The sequence below is a fragment of the Variovorax endophyticus genome (genome assembly GCF_025376855.1).
GTDB lineage: Bacteria > Pseudomonadota > Gammaproteobacteria > Burkholderiales > Burkholderiaceae_C > Variovorax.
In genome coordinates this window covers 123,684-145,167 of record NZ_JAHUTH010000016.1, presented here as the reverse complement: position 1 = coordinate 145,167, position 21,484 = coordinate 123,684, and the positions used below count along the sequence as shown (strand labels likewise).

At 70.7% G+C, this 21,484-nt stretch carries 19 protein-coding genes; 14 read left to right on the top strand and 5 right to left on the bottom strand.

Annotated elements, in window-relative coordinates; all coding sequences use genetic code 11:
• Positions 1-5: 5 nt before the first annotated feature.
• The 3 genes from KV106_RS21555 to KV106_RS21545 all read left to right on the top strand — a co-directional run bounded on the left by KV106_RS21555 (position 6) and on the right by KV106_RS21545 (position 3,184).
• Positions 6-1,187, top strand: coding sequence for an AraC family transcriptional regulator (locus KV106_RS21555; RefSeq protein ID WP_261212228.1), 1,182 nt, complete (start codon positions 6-8; stop codon positions 1,185-1,187).
• Positions 1,188-1,323: 136 nt separating this feature from the next.
• Entirely contained in the window at positions 1,324-2,337 is a 1,014-nt protein-coding gene (locus tag KV106_RS21550; protein ID WP_261212227.1) for an alpha/beta hydrolase family protein, read from the top strand.
• 196 nt (positions 2,338-2,533) lie between these two features.
• Positions 2,534-3,184: an adhesin gene (locus KV106_RS21545; RefSeq protein WP_261212225.1), complete on the top strand. Its 651-nt coding sequence runs from the start codon at positions 2,534-2,536 to the stop codon at positions 3,182-3,184.
• Positions 3,185-3,249: 65 nt separating this feature from the next.
• Here the strand turns inward: KV106_RS21545 and KV106_RS21540 are convergent, their stop codons facing one another.
• The 5 genes from KV106_RS21540 to KV106_RS21520 all read right to left on the bottom strand — a co-directional run bounded on the left by KV106_RS21540 (position 3,250) and on the right by KV106_RS21520 (position 9,325).
• Complete coding sequence (locus tag KV106_RS21540) at positions 3,250-3,699, bottom strand: MaoC family dehydratase (protein ID WP_057595301.1); 450 nt, start codon at positions 3,697-3,699, stop codon at positions 3,250-3,252.
• 31 nt (positions 3,700-3,730) lie between these two features.
• The gene (gene boxA / locus KV106_RS21535) at positions 3,731-5,014 is read right to left on the bottom strand and encodes a benzoyl-CoA 2,3-epoxidase subunit BoxA (RefSeq protein ID WP_261212222.1); all 1,284 of its coding nucleotides are present in this window, start codon (positions 5,012-5,014) and stop codon (positions 3,731-3,733) included.
• 50 nt (positions 5,015-5,064) lie between these two features.
• Positions 5,065-6,492, bottom strand: coding sequence for a benzoyl-CoA 2,3-epoxidase subunit BoxB (gene boxB, locus KV106_RS21530; RefSeq protein WP_057595302.1), 1,428 nt, complete (start codon positions 6,490-6,492; stop codon positions 5,065-5,067).
• Positions 6,493-6,523: 31 nt separating this feature from the next.
• Entirely contained in the window at positions 6,524-8,200 is a 1,677-nt protein-coding gene (boxC, locus tag KV106_RS21525; protein ID WP_261212220.1) for a 2,3-epoxybenzoyl-CoA dihydrolase, read from the bottom strand.
• Between the two features lie 189 nt (positions 8,201-8,389).
• Positions 8,390-9,325 carry a helix-turn-helix transcriptional regulator gene (locus KV106_RS21520; protein ID WP_203203572.1) on the bottom strand — a complete coding sequence of 312 codons (936 nt, stop codon included), beginning with the start codon at positions 9,323-9,325 and terminating at the stop codon, positions 8,390-8,392.
• A gap of 162 nt (positions 9,326-9,487) precedes the next feature.
• On the opposite strand from KV106_RS21520, the gene KV106_RS21515 reads away from it, so the two are divergent.
• The 11 genes from KV106_RS21515 to KV106_RS21465 all read left to right on the top strand — a co-directional run bounded on the left by KV106_RS21515 (position 9,488) and on the right by KV106_RS21465 (position 21,479).
• Positions 9,488-9,988 (top strand): DUF4863 family protein, encoded by a 501-nt coding sequence (locus KV106_RS21515; RefSeq protein WP_057595305.1) that lies wholly within the window; start codon positions 9,488-9,490, stop codon positions 9,986-9,988.
• Positions 9,985-11,535 carry a 3,4-dehydroadipyl-CoA semialdehyde dehydrogenase gene (locus tag KV106_RS21510; protein ID WP_261212217.1) on the top strand — a complete coding sequence of 517 codons (1,551 nt, stop codon included), beginning with the start codon at positions 9,985-9,987 and terminating at the stop codon, positions 11,533-11,535. Before KV106_RS21515 ends, KV106_RS21510 begins: the two co-directional genes overlap by 4 nt.
• A 59-nt stretch (positions 11,536-11,594) precedes the next feature.
• The gene (locus KV106_RS21505; RefSeq protein WP_261212216.1) at positions 11,595-13,142 is read left to right on the top strand and encodes a benzoate-CoA ligase family protein; all 1,548 of its coding nucleotides are present in this window, start codon (positions 11,595-11,597) and stop codon (positions 13,140-13,142) included.
• Positions 13,139-13,945: an alpha/beta fold hydrolase gene (locus KV106_RS21500; protein ID WP_261212215.1), complete on the top strand. Its 807-nt coding sequence runs from the start codon at positions 13,139-13,141 to the stop codon at positions 13,943-13,945. Before KV106_RS21505 ends, KV106_RS21500 begins: the two co-directional genes overlap by 4 nt.
• Positions 13,942-15,117, top strand: a complete 1,176-nt coding sequence (locus KV106_RS21495; protein WP_057595309.1) for an ABC transporter substrate-binding protein — start codon at positions 13,942-13,944, stop codon at positions 15,115-15,117. The genes KV106_RS21500 and KV106_RS21495 overlap by 4 nt, the downstream gene beginning before the upstream one ends.
• A 148-nt stretch (positions 15,118-15,265) precedes the next feature.
• Entirely contained in the window at positions 15,266-16,138 is an 873-nt protein-coding gene (locus tag KV106_RS21490) for a branched-chain amino acid ABC transporter permease (RefSeq protein ID WP_057595310.1), read from the top strand.
• Between the two features lie 26 nt (positions 16,139-16,164).
• Positions 16,165-17,157, top strand: coding sequence for a branched-chain amino acid ABC transporter permease (locus tag KV106_RS21485; RefSeq protein ID WP_395353043.1), 993 nt, complete (start codon positions 16,165-16,167; stop codon positions 17,155-17,157).
• Positions 17,154-17,906: an ABC transporter ATP-binding protein gene (locus KV106_RS21480; RefSeq protein WP_261212208.1), complete on the top strand. Its 753-nt coding sequence runs from the start codon at positions 17,154-17,156 to the stop codon at positions 17,904-17,906. The genes KV106_RS21485 and KV106_RS21480 overlap by 4 nt, the downstream gene beginning before the upstream one ends.
• A complete protein-coding gene (locus KV106_RS21475; RefSeq protein ID WP_057595313.1) occupies positions 17,906-18,607 on the top strand; it encodes an ABC transporter ATP-binding protein in 702 nt (233 codons plus the stop codon). Before KV106_RS21480 ends, KV106_RS21475 begins: the two co-directional genes overlap by 1 nt.
• A gap of 9 nt (positions 18,608-18,616) precedes the next feature.
• Positions 18,617-19,516, top strand: a complete 900-nt coding sequence (locus KV106_RS21470) for a helix-turn-helix domain-containing protein (RefSeq protein WP_261212206.1) — start codon at positions 18,617-18,619, stop codon at positions 19,514-19,516.
• Positions 19,517-19,604: 88 nt separating this feature from the next.
• A complete protein-coding gene (locus KV106_RS21465; protein WP_261212204.1) occupies positions 19,605-21,479 on the top strand; it encodes a tannase/feruloyl esterase family alpha/beta hydrolase in 1,875 nt (624 codons plus the stop codon).
• Positions 21,480-21,484: the final 5 nt, after the last annotated feature.

Genomic DNA, 21,484 nt, shown 5'->3' with positions numbered 1-21,484 from the left:
CCCGCATGCCTCTTTCCGATCCCGCCCCCCTGCTGCTCGATGCCGCCCTGCGCGGCGTGCTGATGGCCCTGCTGCTCGTGCTGGCGCTGGTGCTCGGCCGCGACCGGCCGCGGCTGCCGGCGGCACGCGTCGGGGTGGCCCTGGCGCTGGGCCTCGCGCTGCAGGTGGCGGGCTCGACGCCCTCCTTCGAGGCCTGGGCGCCACGGCTGTGGCAGGCGCCGCTGGTGGCGGTGGCGGCGGGCAATGCGGTGCTGTTCTGGGTGTTCGCGCGGGCCCTGTTCGACGACGACTTCGCGCCACGACTGCGGCACGCCGTGGCCTGGGCCGCGGTGGCGCTGCTCGCGGGCGCCAACTGCGCCGTGTTGATCGGAAGCGGCCTGGCGATCGCGCCCCTCGCGCTGGGCCTGCAGCGCGCGGCGCCGCTGGTGTTCGCGCTGCTGGCCATGGCCGCGGCGGCCGCGCGCTGGCGCGTCGACCTGGTGGAGCGGCGGCGCCGGCTGCGCGCCTTCATCGTGGGGACCGGCGCGCTCTACAGCATCGCCATGATCGGCGCGCGCTGGCAGTCGCCGCGCTGGCAGCTCGGCGGGGCAATGGCAACGCTGGACGTGGCGCTGCTGCTGGCCATCGTGGCGGTGGTCGCCTGGCGGATGCTGCGGCTCGCGGGGTCGGACCTGTTCCCGGCGGCAGCGCCGAGGCCGGCGCTGCCAGAGGCGGTGCTGGCGCCGGTGCCCGACATCGCGCCGGCGCCGACGGTCGAGTCTCCTCCGCTCGCACGCCCCGAACCCGCGCCCGCCCCTCCGGCACCGCCCGAGCCGGCGCCGGACGTCGATCCCGCCGAGGACCGCCTCGCCGACGCCCTGCACCGCCTCATGACGGCCGAACGCGCCTACCGCGACGAGAACCTGGGCATCGCCCAGCTCGCCGCGCGGCTCGCGGTGCCCGAGTACCGGCTGCGCAGGCTCATCAACCAGCGGCTCGGCCACCGCAACTTCAACGCCTACATCAACGGCTTCCGCCTGCAGGAAGCGTTGGCGGCGCTGGCCGATCCGGCCAGGCGCGAGCGGCCGGTGCTGAGCATCGCGCTCGAGGCCGGCTTCCAGTCGATCGGCCCGTTCAACCGCGCCTTCAAGGCCGCCACCGGGCTCACGCCGACCGAATTCCGGCGCCAGAAGCTGGCCGATTCCTGAAATCGCCGGGCCCGAAGCCGCCCTCGCGGTTTTCGGCGAGACGCGGCCCGGGTGGCGCCGGCATCGTGCCGGCTTCGTTCCATCACCAGGAGTTCTCTTGCTTCACCGTTGCTCATCGCTCGGCCGGATCGCCGGCATGCTGGCGCTCTTCGCCTTCCTCACCGGCCTGGCCCAGGCCGCCACGCTGGGCCTGGACCAGCTTCCCGCCACCCCCACCGACGGTCCGGTCACGCTGTTCTATCCCGCCGAGTCGCCGTCGCAGCGCGTGCAGCGCGGCCCCTTCGCCTTCGACGCCGCCTCCGGCGCGGCGCCCGTGCGCGGCAATGGCCGGCTGGTCGTGGTGTCGCACGGCTCGGGCGGGGCGCCGTGGGTGCACGTGGACCAGGCGCGCAGCCTGGTCGCGGCTGGCTTCGTGGTCGCGATGCCCGAGCACCGCGCCGACAACGCGCGCGACGGCAGCGACCCCGGCCCCGACAGCTGGACGCAGCGGCCGGCCGAGGTCTCGCGCGCGATCGACGCCGTGGGCCGCGACCCGCGCTTCGCGCCGCTGCTGCGGCTCGACCGGGTCGGCCTCTACGGCATCTCGGCCGGCGGGCACACGGCGCTGAGCCTCGCGGGCGGCCGCTGGTCGCCGGCGGCGTTCGCGCGCCATTGCGACGCCCACCTGGACGAGGATTTCCAGTTCTGCGTCGGCCTGATCACGCGGCTCACGGGCGGCCCGCTCGACGGCCTCAAGCGCTGGGGCGCGCGCACGGTGATCCACCACCGCTTCGCGGCCGACACGCGGGTGCGCGAGGACCACGACCCGCGCATCGCCGCCGCGGTGGCCGGCGTGCCGGGCGCGGCCGATTTCGACCTGGCCTCGCTCGCGACGCCGCGCATCCCGCTGGCGCTGATCGGTGCCCGGCAGGACCGCTGGCTGATCCCGCGCTTTCACGGCGACGCCGTGCTGGCGGCCTGCCGGCCGCGCTGCGAACTGCTGGCCGACCTGGCGCTCGGCGGCCACGGCTCGCTGCTGTCGCCCCAGCCGCCGGCGCTCGACGGGCTGATCGGCGACCTGTTGAACGACCCGCCGGGCTTCGACCGGGCAGCGGTGCGCGCTGCAGAAACCGCGACAACCTCCTTCTTCAGCCGCCATCTCCTGCCTTGATGCCGTCATTTCCGCTTCGAACGCGCTAACGCACGAGCTCCAGATTCCGCCGACGGACAGCTCCCACAGCCAGGCGCGGCCCCGGCGCTCACGGCCCCCACCCCGCCCTTCCCTATGTTTCATTCCGAGCCGGCACCCTGCCGGCTCTGTGTTTTCAGCGATCCCCGTATCACTCGAAAAGGAAGGAATCCCAGCCATGAAACAACAACACCATCGCATCGTCTTCGGCGCCCTGCTTGCGGGGCTGCTGGCCACCGCGGGCATCCAGGCCGGCGCGCAGGTCTCCACCCCGAACGTCGGGGTGGGCGTGGGCGTGAACGCCGGAGTGGGCGCCTCGGGCGGCGGCAGCGCGGGCGGCGCACAGGCCGGCGCGCGCGGCGATGCCGCGGCGCAGACCCGCGCCAATGCCGGCGGCACCGGCGTGAATGCCGGCACGAACGCCGGCGGTAGCGCGGCCGCGGCGGGCCATGCGAACGGCCATGGCGCGGGTGCGGCCGGCAACGCCGGCGCGGGCGGCAATGCCTCGGGCAACGCGAATGGCGGCGGCCTCGGCAATGCCGTGGGCGGCGTGCTCGGCGGCGCGACCGGCGCGGTGGGCAATGTCGGCAACACGGTCGGCGGCGCCACGGGGGCCGTGACCGGTGCCACCAATGCGGTCGGCGGCGTGGCGGGCACGGCCAATGGCGCGACCGGAGCGCTCGGCGGTGCGACCAGCACCGTGGGCGGCGCGGTGAATGGCGTCACCGGCGCGGCCGGCTCGGCAGGCGGCGCGCTGAAGCCGATCGGCACCGGGGCCGGCGCGGCCGGCCAGGCCGGTGGCAGCGGTGGCGTGAAGCTGGGCAAGTAAGCACGCCCCTCCCGGCGCGACAAGGCCCGTGGCCCTTCGAGGCCACGGGCCTTTTTCGCAAGCGCTCAGTTCGAAGCGTCTTCGCGCAGCCTGAACAGGCTCGTCACTTCCACATCGAGCACCATCAGCTCGCGCTGGTTGAACAGCCGCCAGCGCCAGCGCAGGATGCCCAGCGTGGGCTTGCTCTCGGAACGGCGCACCTCGATCACGTCGGCCACCAGCCGCAGCGCGTCGCCGGGGCGCACGGGGTTCGGCCAGCGCACGTGCTCGAGGCCCGGCGAGGCGAAGGATTCGGAACCCGCGAGCGCGGCCTCGACCACCAGCCGCATCGCGATCGCGCAGGTGTGCCAGCCGCTCGCGATCAGGCCGCCGAAGGGGCTCTCACGCGAGGCCTCGGCGTCGGTGTGGAACCACTGCGGGTCGTAGCTGCGGGCGAAGCCGACCAGCTCCTCCTCGCTGAGCAGGTAGGGGCCGGCCTCGATGACCTGGCCGGCATGGAAATCGGCGAACTTCATCGGCGCAGCCTACCCGGCACCCGAGCGAGGGTCAGTAGGTCTCGAGATGCAGCCGACCTTCGCGCTTGAGTGCGGCGCCCACGGTGTCCCAGTCCAGGCCCGCCTCCTTCGCCACGTCGCGCAGCGCGAGCACCACGCCCTCCTCCATGCTCTTGAGGCCGCAGACGTAGAAGTGGCTGGCGCCGTCCTTGAGCAGCGCGGCGAGGTCGGCCGCGCGCTCGCGCATCAGGTCCTGCACGTAGCGCTTGGGGCTTCCCGGCGTGCGCGAGAACGCGAGGTTGATGTCGATGAAATCCTTGGGCAGCGACTGCAGCGGGCCGAAGTACGGCAGCTCCTGCTGCGTGCGCGCGCCGAAGAACAGCATGAGCTTGCCGCCCTCGAACTTGCCGCTCTTGCGCAGCCGGCGGCGCCACTCGGTCATGGCGCGCATCGGCGCGCTGCCGGTGCCGGTGCAGATCATCACGATGTGCGACTTCGGATGGTTCGGCATCAGGAACGAGGCGCCGAACGGGCCGACCACCTGCACGGTGTCGCCGACCTTGAGGTCGCAGACATAGTTCGAGGCGATGCCGCGCACCGGGTTGCCCTGGTGGTCCTCGGTCACGCGCTTCACGGTGAGCGAGACGTTGTTGTAGCCGGGCCGCTCGCCGTTGCGCGGGCTGGCCACCGAGTACTGGCGCGCATGGTGGCGCTTGCCGATGGCGTCGACGCCGGGCGGCACGATGCCGATCGACTGGCCCTCGAGCACCGGGAACGGGATGGCACCGAAGTCCAGCACGATGTGGTGGGTCTCGCTGTCGAAGCCGGCCTCGGTGCAGTTGAAGTTGCCCACCACGGTGGCGGTGGTCGGCGTCTTCGGCGGGAACAGGTTGGTGTAGGCGTGCGCGGCCGACCAGGGCGGCACGGTGGCGCCGTACTGGGCCGAGTGGAAGACCGGTTCGGCCGCTTCGGCGGTCGCGGCCTGCGCCGGTGCCGCTTCGGCCACCTCGGCGGCATCGGCCGCGTCGGCCGTCACGCCCGCGGCCTCGAGCTCCTCGGGCGTGAGTTCGGCCGGCAGCGATTCCCAGCCGAGCTGTTCCTCGATCGAATAGGCGCGCACCACGGGCATGGTGCGCCAGTTGTCGATCGAGCCCGTGGGGCACGGCGAGATGCAGGCCATGCAGCCGTTGCAGACGTCGGCGCGCACGACGTAGTTGTTGTCGTCGTGCGTGATCGCGTTGACGGGGCAGGTGGCCTCGCAGGTGTTGCAGCGGATGCAGATCTCGGGGTCGATCAGGTGCTGCTTGATGACCCCGGCTTCAACGGCCATGTCCATGTTGTTCTCCATCCCCTCGCCGTGGGGACGAGGGATTCATATCCAGGCTTTCAGCCGAAGCGGACGTACTCGAAGTCCACCGGCTGGCGGTTGATGCCCATCACCGGCGGCGCGATCCAGCCCGCGAACTTGCCCGGCTCGACGACGCGGCCCATCAACGATGCCACGAAAGCGAAGTCTTCGGCGCTCGGCAGCCATTCGTCGCGCTTGGCGGCCCATTCCATGTCGTTCACCACGCGGCCCTCGGGCGACATCTTGATGCCGGCGAGCGCGCCGATCTGGCGGTTGAAGGCCTTGTGCGGCACGACCAGGCGGGTGGGAATGCCGGCCTTCTCGAGCACCTTGTTCCAGCGGCCGACGCCGGCCACCGAGTCCTTGATGAAGTCGTCGCGCAGCACTTCGTTGAGCGCGTTGAGCATCGGCACGTCCTTCTCGACGAGCTGGCCGTCCTTGACCTCGAGCACCTTGTAGGTCTGGCCCTTGAGCACGTGGTCGTCGGTGCGCTTGCCTTCCTCGTAGCGGCCCTTGAGGCCCGAGCTGTAGAAGATGGCGGCGTTGCTCGACTGGTCGGCGCCGAACAGGTCGATGGTCACGCTGTAGTGGAAGTTCAGGTAGCGCTGGATGGTGCCGAGGTCGATGGCACCGGCCGCGCGCACCTTCTGCGGATCGTCGGTCTTCAGCTCGTTCATGACCTGCGCGGTGCGCGCGATCACGCGCGACACGCCGCTCTCGCCCACGAACATGTGGTGCGCTTCCTCGGTCAGCATGAACTTGGTGGTGCGCGCCAGCGGGTCGAAGGCGCTCTCGGCCAGCGCGGAGAGCTGGAACTTGCCGTCGCGGTCGGTGAAGTAGGTGAACATGAAGAACGCGAGCCAGTCGGGCGTGCGTTCGTTGAAGGCACCGAGGATGCGCGGGTTGTTCTCGTCGCCCGAGGTGCGCTGCAGCAGCGCCTCGGCTTCCTCGCGGCCGTCGCGGCCGAAATGCTTGTGCAGCAGGTACACCATCGCCCACAGGTGGCGGCCTTCTTCCACGTTGATCTGGAACAGGTTGCGCAGGTCGTACATCGAGGGCGCGGTCAGGCCCAGGTGGCGCTGCTGCTCGACCGAGGCGGGCTCGGTGTCGCCCTGCGTCACGATGATGCGGCGCAGGTTGGCGCGGTGCTCGCCGGGCACGTCCTGCCAGGCCTTCTCGCCCTTGTGGTCGCCGAAGTGGATCTCGCGGTTGGCGTCGCCCGGATTCAGGAAGATGCCCCAGCGGTAGTCGCGCATCTTCACGTGGCCGAACTGGGCCCAGCCCTGCGGGTCGACGCTCACGGCCGTGCGCAGGTAGACCTCGTGGTTGATCGAGCCCTCGGGGCCGACGTCGTCCCACCAGTTGATGAAGTTGGGCTGCCAGCCTTCGAGCGCGCGCTGCAGCGTGCGGTCTTCGCCGAGGTTGACGTTGTTGGGGATCTTCTCGCTGTAGTTGATCGTGCTCATCGTTGTTCCTTGGGTTGTACGGGCTGCAGGTTCAGACGCGGTTGAGATCGAAGCCGGCCTTCTCGCCGGTGCCGTAGACCTTGAGCGCGCCCTTCTCGCCGACGGCGTTGGGGCGGTTGAAGATCCAGTTCTGCCAGGCCGAGAGGCGGCCGAAGACGCGGGTGATCATGTTCTCCTTGCTCGCGAAGCGCAGGTTGGCCTCGAGGCCGGTCAGCGAGTCGGGCGACATGGCGGCGCGTTCCTCGATCGCGATGCGGATCTCGTCGTCCCAGTCGATGTCGTCGGGCGCGGCCGTGACCAGGCCGAGCTTGAGCGCCTCGTCGGCATCGAGCGGCTTGCCGGCGGCCGCGCGTGCGGCCTCGAGCGGCGCGGCCTCTTCGTAGAAGCGGCGCTGCAGGCGGCTCTGGTCGTTGACCATCGGGAAGAAGCCGAAGTTGAACTCGTCGAGCACCAGCCTGGGCGCGCGCTCGGCGTCGTCGGGCAGCGCGAGCATGTAGGTGCGGTCGGCCGCGAAGGCCAGCTCGGCCAGCGTGCCGGCGAAGCAGGAACCGGCCTCGACCAGCGCGAACAGGCTGCGCGAGGACACGTCGAGGCGCGCCAGCGTGCGGCGCAGCGCGCCGAGGGTCTCGCGCACCAGCCAGTGGTCCTTGTTCGCGAGCATCACGGCGTCCGAGGCCAGCACGGCCTGGGCGTCGCCCTCGGTCTTCAGCAGCCAGGTGCCGATGTCGAGTTCGTTGGTGCGCAGGTTGAGGATCGCGTCGTCGAGCTCGCGGCACACGGCCAGCGGCCACCACGCGGCGCCCGCGGCTTCGATGGCGGCGATGTCGGCCGGCTGCGCGCCGCTCGGCGCCTTCACCGTGATGGAGGCGGTGCGCTTGCTGCGGTCGATCTGCACGTTCACGTGCGAGTAGGCGATGCCGTCGGCGCTGTCGGTGCGCTCGAGGCGCGTGAGGGCCACGCCCTTGGCGCCGGCGGGACGGTCGCTGCCGGCCGCGAGCTGCGAGGCGCGTTCCTGCACGGCGGCGGCGAACTGCGCGGGCTTGGCGACCGCGTCGACCAGGCGCCATTCGACGGCACGCTGGCCGCGCACGCCTTCGACGCTGGTGCAGAAGATGTCGGCCAGGTCGTGGCGCACGTGGCGCTTGTCGGTCACGCGGGTCAGGCCGCCGGTGCCGGGCAGCACGCCGAGCAGCGGCACCTCGGGCAGCGAGACGGAGGAGGAGCGGTCGTCGACCAGCAGGATCTCGTCGCAGGCCAGCGCCAGTTCGTAGCCGCCACCGGCGCAGGCGCCGTTCACGGCCGCGAGGAACTTCAGGCCCGAGTGCTTCGAGGTGTCTTCCATGCCGTTGCGGGTCTCGTTGGTGAACTTGCAGAAGTTCACCTTCCAGGCGTGGCTCGAGACGCCCAGCATGAAGATGTTGGCGCCCGAGCAGAAGATGCGGTCCTTGCCGCTGGTCACGATCACGCTGCGCACCTCGGGATGCTCGAAGCGGATGCGGTTGAGCGCGTCGTTGAGCTCGATGTCGACACCGAGGTCGTAGCTGTTGAGCTTGAGCTTGTAGCCGGGGCGGATGCCGCCGTCCTCTGCGATGTCGAGCGTGAGGCGCGCGATCTCGCCGTCGAAGCCGATCGACCAGTGGCGGTACTGGGAAGGCTCGATGCGGTAGTCGACGCGCGGGGCGGCGGTGGATGCGGTGGTTTCGGTCATGGCGGGGTCTCCTGGGTCTTCCGTGGGCTTGAAAGGCCGCGGGACAAGGTCGATGCACGAATAATAATGCACTTTCCTGCGGCGATGACATGCATCATGCTGCATGTTTACGGGCACGTCAATGCCTGATGCGTTTTTTTTCGAGGATGTGACCGAAGCCCGTTCCGGCGCGCGGCGGCGCCGGCCGGGTCAGGCCTTCAGGCCCATCGCCTGGCGGGCCGCGGCGCGCAGGTTCTGGAAGCTCTGCGGCAGGGTCTGGCGGCTGGTGTCGACCGTGAGATCGGCCTTCGAATAGAAGGCGGCGCGGCCGTTGAGGATGCGGCGCAGGTCGTCCATGGCCTCGCGGCTGGCGGCCATCGGGCGGGTGTCGCCCTGGGCGGCCACGCGGCCCATGTGCTCCTCGGGCGCGGCCTGCAGCCAGACGGTGGTGCAGTGCGCGAGCAGCTCGTTGAAGGTGGCGGGGTCGGAGACGATGCCGCCGGGCGTGGCGATCACCACCTCGCTGTAGATCTGGATCGCCTCCTCGAGCGCGCGGCGCTCGTAGCGGCGGTAGGCATTGGTGCCGTAGAGGTCGTGGATCTCGCGCACGCTGCAGCCGGCGAGCTTCTCGATCTCGCGGCTCAGCTCGACGAACGGCACCTCGAGGTCGTCGGCCAGCATCTGGCCCAGGGTGGACTTGCCCGCGCCGCGCAGGCCCACGAGCGCGATGCGCCGGTGCCGCGCCGGGTCGACCGAGGCCGTGCCCAGCAGTTCGCCGAGCGCCACGCGCACGCGGCGCAGGTCGGCCTCGCTGCGGTGCTCGAGCAGCTCGCGGATCAACAGCCACTCGGGCGAGCTGGTGGTCACGTCGCCGACCAGCTCTGCCAGCGAGCAGTGCAGCGCGCCCGCCACCTGCTGCAGCACCAGGATGGAGGCGTTGCCGATGCCGTACTCGAGGTTGGCGAGATGGCGCTCCGACACCTCGGCCGCGATCGCCACCGCCTTGCGCGTGAGCCCGCGCTGCGCGCGCAGGTTGCGCACGCGCTCGCCGAGCGCGACCAGCAGCGGGTTCTTCACCTCCCCGGGCGCGGCGGGGGCGGCGCCTTCCGGCGCGGTGGCCAGCACCGCGTCTACATGCTCATTCATGCCATTCCTCTTGTTTCGCCGGCATTGTGCGCGCTCAGGGTAAACACCATAGATGCACTATATTGCTTGACACTGATTGTCTCGATGCTTATTGTTCGGCCACACGCAAGATACTGCACGTGCAGCATTCCTGCAAGGCAATACCAAAGTTCGAGGCCCACGATGTCCGACAGCAGCCACCCTGCCAGCCCCAGCGGCAAGGAAGCCTTCCACCAACTGATTGCCGGCCTGACCGCCGAGATCGCCGGCCGACCGCTCGACGCCGAGCTCGACCGCTGGCTCAACGCGAACCATGGCGCCGGCAGCCCCAGCTTCGCGCGGCTCGGCGCCGCCTGCCGCCAGGGCGTGGCCGAAGGCTGGCTGTGCGAGCGCGAAGGCGGCGGCATCAAGTACGGCCGCGTCTTCAAGGCCGAGGACGCGCTGCACCGCTTCTCGGTCGACGTGGTCGACATGCAGGACATCGCCGGCCCGCACCACACCCATCCCCAGGGCGAGATCGACCTGATCATGCCGCTGGACGACAGCCCCGGCGCCACCTTCGACGGCCGCCCCGCGGGCTGGTGCGTCTACGGCCCCGGCAGCGCGCATCGCCCGACCGTCGCGCAAGGCCGCGCGCTCGTTCTCTACCTCTTGCCCGAAGGGCAGATCAAGTTCACCGTATGACCGAACTCCTCGCCAATCACGTCGCCGGCCGCTGGCAAAGCGGCTCGGGCGCCGGCACGCCCCTCTTCGACCCGGTGCTCGGCACCGAGCTCGTGCGCGTCGACGCCACCGGGCTGGACCTGCCCGGGGCCTTTTCGTTCGCCCGCGAACAGGGCGGCCAGGCGCTGCGCGCCCTTGGCTACCGCCAGCGCGCCGGCCTGCTGGCCGCCATCGTCAAGGTGCTGCAGGCGAACCGCGATGCCTATTACGAGATCGCGACCGCGAACTCGGGCACGGTGAAGAACGACTCCGCCGTCGACATCGACGGCGCGATCTTCACGCTGGGCCAGTACGCGAAATGGGGCGACGCGCTCGGCGACGTGCGCGCTTTACGCGACGGCGAGGCCGCCAGGCTCGGCAAGGAACCGCTGTTCCAGTCGCAGCACCTGCAGGTGCCCACGCATGGCGTGGCCCTGTTCATCAACGCCTTCAACTTCCCCTCGTGGGGCCTGTGGGAGAAGGCCGCGCCCGCGCTGCTCTCGGGCGTGCCGGTGATCGTGAAGCCGGCCACCGCCACCGCCTGGCTCACGCAGCGCATGGTCAAGGACGTGGTCGACGCGGGCGTGCTGCCCGCGGGCGCGCTGTCGGTGATCTGCGGCAGCTCGGCCGGCCTGATGGACCAGCTCCAGCCCTTCGACGTGGTCTCGTTCACCGGCTCGGCCGATACCGCCGCGCTGATCCGCTCGCACGACGCCGTGGCGCGGCGCTCGGTGCGCGTGAACATCGAGGCCGACAGCCTCAACAGCGCGCTGCTGCTGCCCGGCGCCGCGCCCGGCAGCGAGGCCTTCAACCTGCTGGTGCGAGAGGTGGTGCGCGAGATGACGGTGAAGGCGGGCCAGAAGTGCACCGCGATCCGCCGCATCCTCGTGCCGGCCGAGCTCTACGACGCCGCCGCCGAGGCGATCGCCGCCAAGCTCGCGGGCGTGAGCGTGGGCAACCCGCGCAACGAGGGCGTGCGCATGGGCTCGCTGGTGAGCCGCGCGCAGCTCGCCGCGGTGCGCGAGGGCCTCGATGCGCTCGCCGCGCAGACCCAGGTGCTGCACGACGGCCGCGATCGCCCGCTGGTCGACGCCGACCCCGCCGTGGCTGCCTGCATCGGCCCGGTGCTGCTGGGCGCGCGCGACGCCGACGCGGCGCGGCAGGTGCACGACATCGAGGTCTTCGGCCCGGTCGCCACGCTGCTGCCCTACCGCGACACGGCCCATGCCTTCGCCCTCGCCCACCGCGGCCAGGGCTCGCTCGTGACCTCGCTCTACGGCGCCGACGAAACCGCGCTCGCTCAGGCGGCGGTCGAACTCGCGGCCAGCCATGGCCGCGTGCACGTGATCACACCCGAGGTGGCGCAGGCCCAGACCGGCCACGGCAACGTGATGCCGATGTCGCTGCACGGCGGCCCGGGCCGCGCGGGCGGCGGCGCCGAACTCGGCGGCCTGCGCGCGCTGGACTTCTACCACCGCCGCAGCGCGGTGCAGGCGAGCAACGGCGTGCTCGCCGCCCTGGGGCTGTAGCCGCCCCTCTATCTAGATACCGACGCAGCGCCCCCACAGAGGCCCCAAGGAGACACACGATGAGCCTGCCACCCCGCTTCAACTTCGCCGAGCACCTGTTCGCGCTCAACCGCGAACGCGCCGCGCGCACCGCCTACATCGACGACCGCGGCACGCTGAGCTACGGCCAGCTCGAGGAACGCGCGCGCCGCCTGGCCGCGGCGCTCAAGGCCGCGGGCGTGCGCCGCGAGGAACGCGTGCTGCTCTTGATGCTCGACGGCAACGACTGGCCCGTGAGCTTCCTCGGCTGCCTCTATGCCGGCATCGTGCCGGTGGCCGTCAACACGCTGCTCACGCCCGAGGACTACGCCTACATGCTCGACCACAGCCGCGCGCAGGCCGCGCTGGTGTCGGGCGCGCTGCTGCCGGTGCTGCAGGAAGCGATGGCGCGCGGCGGCCACGAGCTGCACACGCTGCTGGTGTCGCAACCGGCGGGCGCGCTGCCCGAGGGCGCGCGGGACTTCGAGGCCGCGCTCGCCGCCGCCGAGCCGCTGGCCGCGCCCGCGCTCACGGCCTCCGACGATCCGGGCTTCTGGCTCTACTCCTCGGGCTCCACCGGCAAGCCCAAGGGCACGGTGCACACGCAGGCCAACCTCTGGTGGACCGCCGAGCTCTACGGCAAGCCGGTGCTGGGCCTGAGCGAGAACGACGTCTGCTTCTCGGCCGCCAAGATGTATTTCGCCTACGGCCTGGGCAATGCGCTGACCTTCCCGCTGTCGGTCGGTGCCACCGTGGTGCTGATGGCAGAACGGCCTACCCCCGACGCCACCTTCCGCCGCTGGGTGGAGCACAAGCCCACCGTCTTCTTCGGCGCCCCCACCGGCTTCGCGGGCATGCTCGCCTCGCCCAAGCTGCCGGCGCGCGAGGCGGTGGCGCTGCGCATGTGCTCGTCGGCCGGCGAAGCGCTGCCCGGCGAGATCGCGCAGCGCTTCAAGACGCACTTCGGCTGCGACATCATCGACGGCATCGGCTCGACCGAGATGCTGCACATCTTCATCTCGAACCGGCCCGACGACGTGCGTTACGGCACCACGGGCAAGCCGGTCGAGGGCTACGAGGTCGAGCTGCGCGGCGAGGACGGCCGCGCCGTGCCCGACGGCGAGGTCGGCGACCTCTACATCCGCGGCCCGAGCTCGGCGCTGATGTACTGGACCAACCGCGAGAAGTCGCGCGAGACCTTCCAAGGCGGCTGGACCAAGAGCGGCGACAAATACACGCGCGACGCCGACGGCTACTTCACCTATGCGGGTCGCAGCGACGACATGCTCAAGGTCAGCGGCATCTACGTCTCGCCCTTCGAGGTCGAGGCCACGCTGATGCAGCACCCGGCCGTGCTCGAGGCCGCGGTGATCGGCAAGGAGGACGGCGAGGGCCTCACGAAGACCAAGGCCTTCGTGGTGCTCAAGGACGGCGGTGCCACCACCGAGGACGAGCTCAAGGCCTTCGTGAAGGAACGCCTCGCGCCCTACAAGTACCCGCGCTTCCTCGAGTTCGTGGCCGAACTGCCGAAGACGGCGACCGGCAAGATCCAGCGCTTCCGGCTGCGCGAGCGCGAGAAGCAGGCATGAGCTTTCCGGACTTCGCCACCATCGACTGGCGCGGCCGCGCGGTGCGCATCGAGTGCCAGTGGATCGCGCCCGAGCGCGCCGACGCGCCGCTGCTCGTGTTCCTGCACGAGGGCCTGGGCTCGGTCGCGATGTGGAAGGACTTTCCCGCGCGCCTGTGCGAAGCCGCCGGCGTGCGCGGCCTGGTGTTCTCGCGTCCCGGCTACGGCTGCTCCACGCCGCGCGCCGAGGACGAGATCTGGGACGTGGACTTCATGCACCGCCAGGCGCACGAGGTGCTGCCCGCGCTGTTCGCCGCGCTCGCGCTCGACGGCGAGCAGCCCTGGCTGTTCGGCCACAGCGACGGCGGCTCGATCTCGCTGCTGTATGCCGCGCGCTTTCCCGACCGCGTCGCGGGCCTGGTCGTGCTGGCGCCGCACATCTTCGTGGAAGACGTGACGGTGGCGAACATCGAGCTCGCGCGCACCGCCTACCTCGGCACCGACCTGCCGCAGAAACTCGGCCGCTACCACGACAGCGCCGACTCGGCCTTCTGGGGCTGGAACCGCATCTGGCTGCATCCGCCGTTCCGCGACTGGAACATCGAGGCCGAGCTCGACACGATCCGCTGCCCCGTGCTCGCCGTGCAGGGGCTCGGCGACGAGTACGGCAGCCTCGCGCAGATCCGCGGCATCGCCGCGCGCGTGCCCGGCTGCGAGCTGCTCGAGATCCCCGAATGCGGGCATTCCCCGCATCGCGATCAGCCGGATCGTGTCATCGTCGCGGCCACTTCGTTCATCACCAAAAACAGGAGACAAACCTCATGACCATTCGCCACACCACCCGCCTCGCGCTGACCGCGCTGTCCTTCGCCGCGCTGTGCACGGCCGCCTCGGCCCAGGGCACGGGCAAGCTCAAGGTCGGCCTGATGCTGCCCTACAGCGGCACCTACACCGCGCTCGGCGTGGCGATCGAGAACGGCTTCAAGCTCTACGTCGACGAGCAAGGCGGCAAGCTCGCGGGCCGCGAGATCGAGTACTTCAAGGTCGACGACGAGTCCGATCCCGCCAAGGCCACCGACAACGTCAACAAGCTGATCAAGCGCGACAACGTCGACGTGATCGTGGGCACCGTGCACTCGGGCGTGGCGATGGCCATGGCCAAGGCCGCCAAGGAGAGCGGCACCGTGCTGATCGTGCCCAACGCCGGCGCCGACGCCGTCACCGGCCCGATGTGCGCGCCCAACATCTTCCGCAGCTCGTTCAGCAACTGGCAGCCGGCCTACGCCATGGGCGAGGTGGCGGCCAAGCAGCAGGGCAAGAAGAAGGTCATGACCATCACCTGGAAGTACGCGGCCGGCGAGGAGTCGGTCAACGGCTTCAAGGAAGGCTTCGAGAAGGCCGGCGGCAAGGTCGACAAGCAGCTCACGCTGCCGTTCCCGAACGTGGAGTTCCAGGCGCTGCTGACCGAGATCGCGGCGGCCAAGCCCGATGCCGTGTACGCCTTCTTCGCGGGCGGCGGTGCGGTGAAGTTCGTCAAGGACTACCAGGCCGCGGGCCTGAACAAGACCATCCCGCTGTACGGCCCGGGCTTCCTCACCGACGGCACGCTCGAGGCGCAGGGCGAATCGGCGCAGGGCATGCTCACCACGCTGCACTACGCCGACGGCCTGAACACGCCGCGGGACAACGCCTTCCGCACCGCCTACGCCAAGACCTTCAAGCTGCAGCCCGACGTGTACGCGGTGCAGGGCTACGACGCCGCGCAGATGCTGGGCGTGGGCCTCGCGGCCACCAAGGGCGACATCACGAAGAAGGCCGACTTCGCGGCCGCGGTCGAGAAGGCGAAGATCGACAGCCCGCGCGGCGCGTTCACGGTCAGCAAGTCGCACAACCCGGTGCAGGACATCTATCTGCGCAAGGTGGACGGCAAGGAGAACAAGCTGGTGAGCACGGCGATCAAGGGGCTGGCCGACCCCGCGCGCGGCTGCAGGATGTAACCCACCCCCGTCCCTCGCTCACTTCGTGTAGCTCGACTCCCCCCTCGAGGGGGCGACACCTGCGGACCGGCCAAGCCGGATCCGCGGTGTCTCCCGAACATCGCGGCGCTTCGCGCCCGCTTCTCCAGCCCAACCCGGATGACCTAACGTGGACTTCGGCACCTTCCTCGTCCAGTGCCTGAACTCGGTTCAGTACGGACTGCTGCTCTTTCTCGTGGCCTCGGGCCTGACGCTGATCTTCGGGATCATGGGCGTGATCAACCTCGCGCACGGCAGCTTCTACATGATCGGCGCCTACATGGCGTTCTCGCTGGCGCCGCTGTTCGGCGACCAGTTCCTTTTGATGCTGGCGGCCGGCGTGGTGCTCGCCGCCATCTTCGGCTACCTGCTCGAGTGGGCCTTCTTCAGCTACCTCTACCAGCGCGACCACCTGCAGCAGGTGCTCATGACCTACGGCCTGATCCTGGTGTTCGAGGAACTGCGCTCGATCCTGGTGGGCAACGACGTGCACGGCGTGAAGGTGCCGGCCTGGCTCGACGGCAGCTTCGCGCTGGGCAGCGTGATGAGCTATCCCTGGTATCGCCTGTTCGCCTCGGCCGCCTGCATCGTGCTGGCGCTGGCGCTGTACTGGGTGGTCAACCGCACGCGCCTGGGCATGATGATCCGCGCCGGCGCGAGCAACCGCGACATGGTGCGCGGCCTGGGCATCGACGTGAAGCGGCTCTACCGCATCGTCTTCGCGGCCGGCGTGGCGCTCGCGGCGCTGGCCGGCATGATCGCCGCGCCGATGTCCTCGGTCTATCCCAACATGGGCGCGAGCGTGCTGATCATCTGCTTCGTGCTGGTGGTGATCGGCGGCATCGGCTCGATCACCGGCGCGCTCGTCGCCTCGCTGCTGGTGGGCTTCGTCGACACCTTCGGCAAGGTGTTCTTCGCCGACTTGAGCGGCATCGGCATCTACCTGCTGATGGCGATCGTGCTGATCTGGAAGCCCGAGGGGCTGATGGGACGGCGTCCATGAGTTCGATCCCCAGGACCTCCACGCGCATGATTGCCTCCACGCCCTCTTCTTCACTCGCCCGGAACGCCGGCTCGTTCGGCGGCGCGGCACTGCCGCTGGCCTGCGCGCTGGCCATCGGCATCGCCGGCCCGCTGCTGGGCAACTACGCCTCGGACTTCATCGTCAAGGTGATGATCCTGTCGATCTTCGCGCTGAGCCTCGAGCTGCTGGTCGGCATGACCGGCCTCGTGAGCCTGGGCCACGCGGCCTTCTACGGCATCGGCGCCTACGTCACGGTGCTGGCCTCGGGCGCGGAGGGCGGCAACTTCGCGCTGCTGCTGCCCGCGGCCATGGGCGCGGCCGGGCTCTATGCCCTGTTCGTCGGCGCGCTGAGCCTGCGCACGCGCGGCGTCTACTTCATCATGGTGACGCTGGCCTTCGCGCAGATGGCCTTCTTCGTGTTCCACGACACCAAGGTCGGCGGCGGCAGCGACGGCATCTACCTCTACGTGCGCCCGGCCCTCGGCGCGCTCGACCTCGAGAACCGCACGGTGCTGTTCTACGTGGTGCTGGCGTCGCTGGTGTTCACCTACGCGCTGCTCGCGCTGCTGCGCCGCTCGCGCTTCGGCGCGGCGCTCGCGGGCATCCGCGTCAACGAGCAGCGCATGCGCGCGGCGGGCTTCCCCACCTACGCCTACAAGCTCGCGGCCTTCGTGCTGGCCGGTGCGCTGGCCGGCCTCGCGGGCTTCCTGCTGGCCTCGCGCGACGGCGTGGTCAACCCCGAGCTGATGGCCTGGCACAACTCGGGCGAGGTGCTGCTGATGGTGATCCTCGGCGGCCTGGGCCACCTGCGCGGCGCGGTGATCGGCGCCATCGCCTTCACGCTGCTCAAGGAGATCTTCTCGACCCATGCGCTGCTCGGGCCGCTGGCCGACCACTGGCAGCTCACGCTGGGGCTGACCATCATCGTGTTCGTGGCGCTGCTGCCCAAGGGCCTGATCGGGCTGGTGCAGCGGCTGTCGCCGAGGAGCGGGGCATGAACGATTCGGTGCTGCTGTCCGTCGAGGGACTGACCCGCCGCTTCGGCGGCCTGGTCGCGGTCAACGCGGTCACGCTCGACCTGCACGTGGGCGAGGTGCATGCGGTGATCGGCACCAACGGCGCGGGCAAGTCGACCCTGATCAACATGCTCTCGGGCGAAATCGAGGCCTCGGCCGGCCGCATCCGCCTCGACGGCGAGGACATCACGACGCGCGCGCAGTTCCGCCGCGCGCTCGCGGGCGTGGGCCGCAGCTACCAGCGCACCACCATCTTCCCGGAGTTCAGCGTGCACGAGAACTGCCGCCTCGCGGCGCAGGCGGCCATGCCGCGGCCCTGGGCGATCTGGCAGTCGTCGCGCGGCTGCGCCGCGAGCTCGGCCTCGGCCGACGCGGCGCTCGAGGCCGCGGGCCTCGCCGCCGAAGCGCACCGCATCGCCGGCACGCTGAGCCACGGCGCGCAGCGCCAGCTCGAGGTGGCGATGTGCCTGGCCACGCATCCGCGCGTGCTGCTGCTCGACGAGCCGCTGGCCGGCATGGGCGCGGAGGAGACCGACCGCATGCTGAACCTGCTCGCGCAGCTCAAGGCCACGCACGCCATCCTGCTGGTGGAGCACGACATGGACGCGGTGTTCCGCGTGGCCGACCGCATCACGGTGATGGTCAACGGCACGGTGATCGCCACCGGCAGCCCCGACGCGATCCGCGAGAACCCCGAAGTCCGCACCGCCTACCTGGGAGAGGAACACTGATGCTCAACGTCAAAGACCTCAACACCTACTACGGCAACAGCCACATCCTGCGCGGCGTGCATGCCGAGATCCCGGCCGCGACCTCGGTCGGCCTGCTGGGCCGCAACGGCATGGGCAAGACCACGCTGATCCGCACGATCATGGGCTACGTGCGCCCCGCCTCGGGCGAGGTGCAGGTCGACGGCCGCACGGTCACCGGCCTGCCGCCCGAGAAGATGGCGCGCCTGGGCATCGGCTACGTGCCCGAGGGCCGCGGCATCTTCCCCAACCTCTCGGTGCGCGAGAACCTCGTGATGAGCGAGCGCGCGGGCATCGACGGCCAGCGCGCCTGGACCTTCGAGCGCGTGATGGCCACCTTCCCGCGGCTGGCCGAGCGGCTGTCGCACGGCGGCCAGCAGCTCTCGGGCGGCGAGCAGCAGATGCTGTCGATCGGCCGCGCGCTGATGACCAACCCGCGCCTGCTGATCCTCGACGAAGCGACCGAGGGCCTCGCGCCGCTGATCGTGGCCGAGATCTGGCGCGTGATCGAGCAGATCCGCCAGACCGGCATCGCCACTCTGATCGTGGACCGCGACTACCGCAAGGTGCTGGCCCACACCGAGCTCGCGGTGGTGATGGAGAAGGGCCAGATCGTGCGCCAGGGCGCCTCGGGCGCGCTGCTCGCGCAGCCGCAGGCGCTGGAGGCCTTGCTCGGGGTCTGAGAACGTGCCATGACGCGCGAGATCAGCCTGCTCGACACCGCGGGCAAGCCGCTGCGCATGGACGGCCGGCTGCTGCTGAACGCCGGCGCCACGGCGTGGCAGGGCTTCGCGCTCGAGGTCCGCTCGATGATCGGCGACGGCGAGAACCCGGCCTGCTACAACCCGCATCCGCTGATCGCGCTGTGCGTGCGCGGCCATGTGCACGGCGTCATGACGCAGGGCCGGCGTTCGCACCGCATCGAGACGCGCGCGGGCAGCATGAGCATCTTCGAGCGGGGCTACGAGGTCGACCGCGCGAGCTGGACCGGCTGCCTCGAGGAAATGATCGCGATCGAGATCCGCCCCGAGGCGCTGCGCAGCCTCATGCCCGAGAGCGACGGCGAGCTGCACCTGCAGACCCAGCTGTCGACCACCGACGCCACCTTGCAGCTGCTGGCCACCGCCATGCGCGACGAGATCGAGCGCGGCTGCAGCTCGGGCCGGCTGCATGCGCAGGGGTTGTCGATGGCGCTCGCGAGCTACCTGCAGGGCCGCTACGGCTGCGCGCGCAGCACGCAGCGCCCGCGCGGCCGGCTCTCGCAGGCCGACCTGCGCCGCGTCTACGACTGGGTGATGGCGCACCTGGCCGAGGATTTCGGCATCGACGCGCTCGCGGCCGAGCTGCAGCTGAGCGCGGTGCACTTCACGCGCCTCTTTCGCGCCAGCACCGGCGCCACGCCCTATCGCTACGTGATGGAGCAGCGCGTGCGGCAGGCGCTGGCGCTGCTCGACGGCCCGCTCGCGCTGGCCGAGATCGCGCAGGCGGTCGGCTTCTCGAGCCAGGCGCATTTCACGCAGGTGTTCCGCCAGCTCGTGGGCAGCACGCCCGCGCGCACGCGTGCATCGCGGGTAAGTCCGAAGGCCGGTTGAGGGAATCCTGCAAGCGCCGATCGCATGTCGATAGACCGTGCGAGGCACGCTCGGCACATTCGATGTCTGCCAACACAGGAGACAGAAGATGCGCCACGACAACAGATCCCACACCCGTTCCGTTCCACCCTCCATCGCCCTGCTGTGCCTCGCCGCGGCCGCCGCGCTCTCGGCCTGCGGCGGCAGCGGCTCGTCGGGCACCGTGCTGCCGATCGTGCCGGCCGCGCCGCCACCCGCCGCACCGCTCGCGCTGACTTGCGACGACAGCCTCAAGACCGCGTTCAAGCCCGATGCGAACACCACCGTGCGGCTGGTGAAGCAGTTCAGGAAGGGCGACGACCTCAACCTCGACGGCAAGGCCACCGGCACGCTCGCGGCCAGCGACCTGTGCATGGTCAAGCTCAACGTCGGGCCGGGCAACCCAGGCCCCGCGGGCGCGCCCTCGACTTCGCCGGGCATCGGCATCGAGGTCTGGCTGCCGGCCAGGGCCGCGTGGAACCAGCGCGTGCGCGTGCTCGGCGGCGGCGGCTTCGCGGGCGAGCCCTCGATCGGCGCGCTCGACCGCACCGGCAGTTCCACCGGCCTCAACTCGCCCGCGCTCGTCGCCGGCATCGAGGGGTCGGTCAGTGCCGTCACCGACACCGGCCATGCCTCGTCGAACCCGGTGGCCGGCGCCGACGGCTCCTTCGCGATGAACCCCGACGGCACCATCAACACCGCGCTGTGGACCGACTTCGCGAGCCGCGGCATCCACGAGATGGCGGTCAAGGCCAAGGCGCTCGCGGCCGGCTTCTACGGCGCGGCGCCGAAGTACTCGTACTGGGACGGCTGTTCCACCGGCGGCCGCCAGGGCCACATGCAGGCGCAGGCCAATCCCGACGACTTCGACGGCATCCTCGCGGGCAACAGCGCGATCAACTGGACCCGCTTCATCACGGCCGAGCTCTATCCCCAGGTCGTGATGCAGCGCGACCTCGGCGGCACGCCGCTCACGCCCGCGCAGGCCACGCTGGTGTCCTCGGCCGCGGTCAGCGCCTGCGACAGCCAGCTCACCGGCAAGCACGAGGGCTTCATCAGCGACCCCGCCGCCTGCCGCTACGACCCGGTGCAGGACAAGGCCGTGCTGTGCACCGCGAGCGGCGGCAGCAATGCCACCGCCGCCTGCCTGAGCACCGCGCAGGCGCAGGCCGTCAACAAGATCTGGTATGGCCAGACCCGCGACGGCAGCGTGCCGCCGGCCGCGGCCGACATCGGCTACGGCCCCGTGCTGGCGTCGAACCAGCTCTGGTACGGCCTCCCGCGCGGCACCGCGCTCTCGGGCCTGGCCGGCTCGGCCGGCGGCGTGCCCGCGCCCTTCCCCGTCGCCGTGCACCAGGTCGCGCTGAACCTGCAGGACCCGACGCTCGCCACGCCCGATTTCATCAACGCCACCGGCAACGGCGCCGACCGCTGGAAGGGCCTGGGCTACGCGCAGCTCGCCAATGCCGGCGACCGCGGCAAGGCGCTGCAACACGCGTTCGCGAACATCGACACCGACAACCCCGACCTCGCGCGCTTCCGCGACCGCGGCGCGAAGATGCTGACCTACCATGGCCTGGCCGACCAGCTGATCCCGAACTCGGGCACCGCCCACTACTACGAGCGCGCGGCCGGCGCGATGGGCGGCATCGATGCGCTGCAGAAGTTCTACCGCTACCTCGAGATCCCCGCGATGGGCCATTGCCTGGGCGTGGGCTCGGTCGACGGCCTGCCCGGCACCAGCCCCGCGGCCAACCCGCCGCTGCCCGCGCCGAACCAGTTGTTCACCGCGCTCACCGACTGGGTCGAGAAGGGCATCCCGCCCGAGAACATCGTGCTGAGCAACAGCGACAAGTCGCTCGCGCGGCCGCTGTGCACCTATCCGAAGAAGATCGCGTACCTGGGCGGCGATACCTCGAAGGCGGAGAGCTTCGCCTGCCGCTGAGCGGT

Excerpts from the sequence above, each read along its gene's own strand:
- KV106_RS21555 (WP_261212228.1), top strand. The coding sequence starts at position 6 with ATGCCTCTTTCCGATCCCGCCCCCCTGCTGCTCGATGCCGCCCTGCGC.
- KV106_RS21550 (WP_261212227.1), top strand. The coding sequence starts at position 1,324 with ATGCTGGCGCTCTTCGCCTTCCTCACCGGCCTGGCCCAGGCCGCCACG.
- KV106_RS21545 (WP_261212225.1), top strand. The coding sequence starts at position 2,534 with ATGAAACAACAACACCATCGCATCGTCTTCGGCGCCCTGCTTGCGGGG.
- KV106_RS21540 (WP_057595301.1), bottom strand. The coding sequence starts at position 3,699 with ATGAAGTTCGCCGATTTCCATGCCGGCCAGGTCATCGAGGCCGGCCCC.
- boxA (WP_261212222.1), bottom strand. The coding sequence starts at position 5,014 with ATGGACATGGCCGTTGAAGCCGGGGTCATCAAGCAGCACCTGATCGAC.
- boxB (WP_057595302.1), bottom strand. The coding sequence starts at position 6,492 with ATGAGCACGATCAACTACAGCGAGAAGATCCCCAACAACGTCAACCTC.
- boxC (WP_261212220.1), bottom strand. The coding sequence starts at position 8,200 with ATGACCGAAACCACCGCATCCACCGCCGCCCCGCGCGTCGACTACCGC.
- KV106_RS21520 (WP_203203572.1), bottom strand. The coding sequence starts at position 9,325 with ATGAATGAGCATGTAGACGCGGTGCTGGCCACCGCGCCGGAAGGCGCC.
- KV106_RS21515 (WP_057595305.1), top strand. The coding sequence starts at position 9,488 with ATGTCCGACAGCAGCCACCCTGCCAGCCCCAGCGGCAAGGAAGCCTTC.
- KV106_RS21510 (WP_261212217.1), top strand. The coding sequence starts at position 9,985 with ATGACCGAACTCCTCGCCAATCACGTCGCCGGCCGCTGGCAAAGCGGC.
- KV106_RS21505 (WP_261212216.1), top strand. The coding sequence starts at position 11,595 with ATGAGCCTGCCACCCCGCTTCAACTTCGCCGAGCACCTGTTCGCGCTC.
- KV106_RS21500 (WP_261212215.1), top strand. The coding sequence starts at position 13,139 with ATGAGCTTTCCGGACTTCGCCACCATCGACTGGCGCGGCCGCGCGGTG.
- KV106_RS21495 (WP_057595309.1), top strand. The coding sequence starts at position 13,942 with ATGACCATTCGCCACACCACCCGCCTCGCGCTGACCGCGCTGTCCTTC.
- KV106_RS21485 (WP_395353043.1), top strand. The coding sequence starts at position 16,165 with ATGATTGCCTCCACGCCCTCTTCTTCACTCGCCCGGAACGCCGGCTCG.
- KV106_RS21480 (WP_261212208.1), top strand. The coding sequence starts at position 17,154 with ATGAACGATTCGGTGCTGCTGTCCGTCGAGGGACTGACCCGCCGCTTC.
- KV106_RS21475 (WP_057595313.1), top strand. The coding sequence starts at position 17,906 with ATGCTCAACGTCAAAGACCTCAACACCTACTACGGCAACAGCCACATC.
- KV106_RS21470 (WP_261212206.1), top strand. The coding sequence starts at position 18,617 with ATGACGCGCGAGATCAGCCTGCTCGACACCGCGGGCAAGCCGCTGCGC.
- KV106_RS21465 (WP_261212204.1), top strand. The coding sequence starts at position 19,605 with ATGCGCCACGACAACAGATCCCACACCCGTTCCGTTCCACCCTCCATC.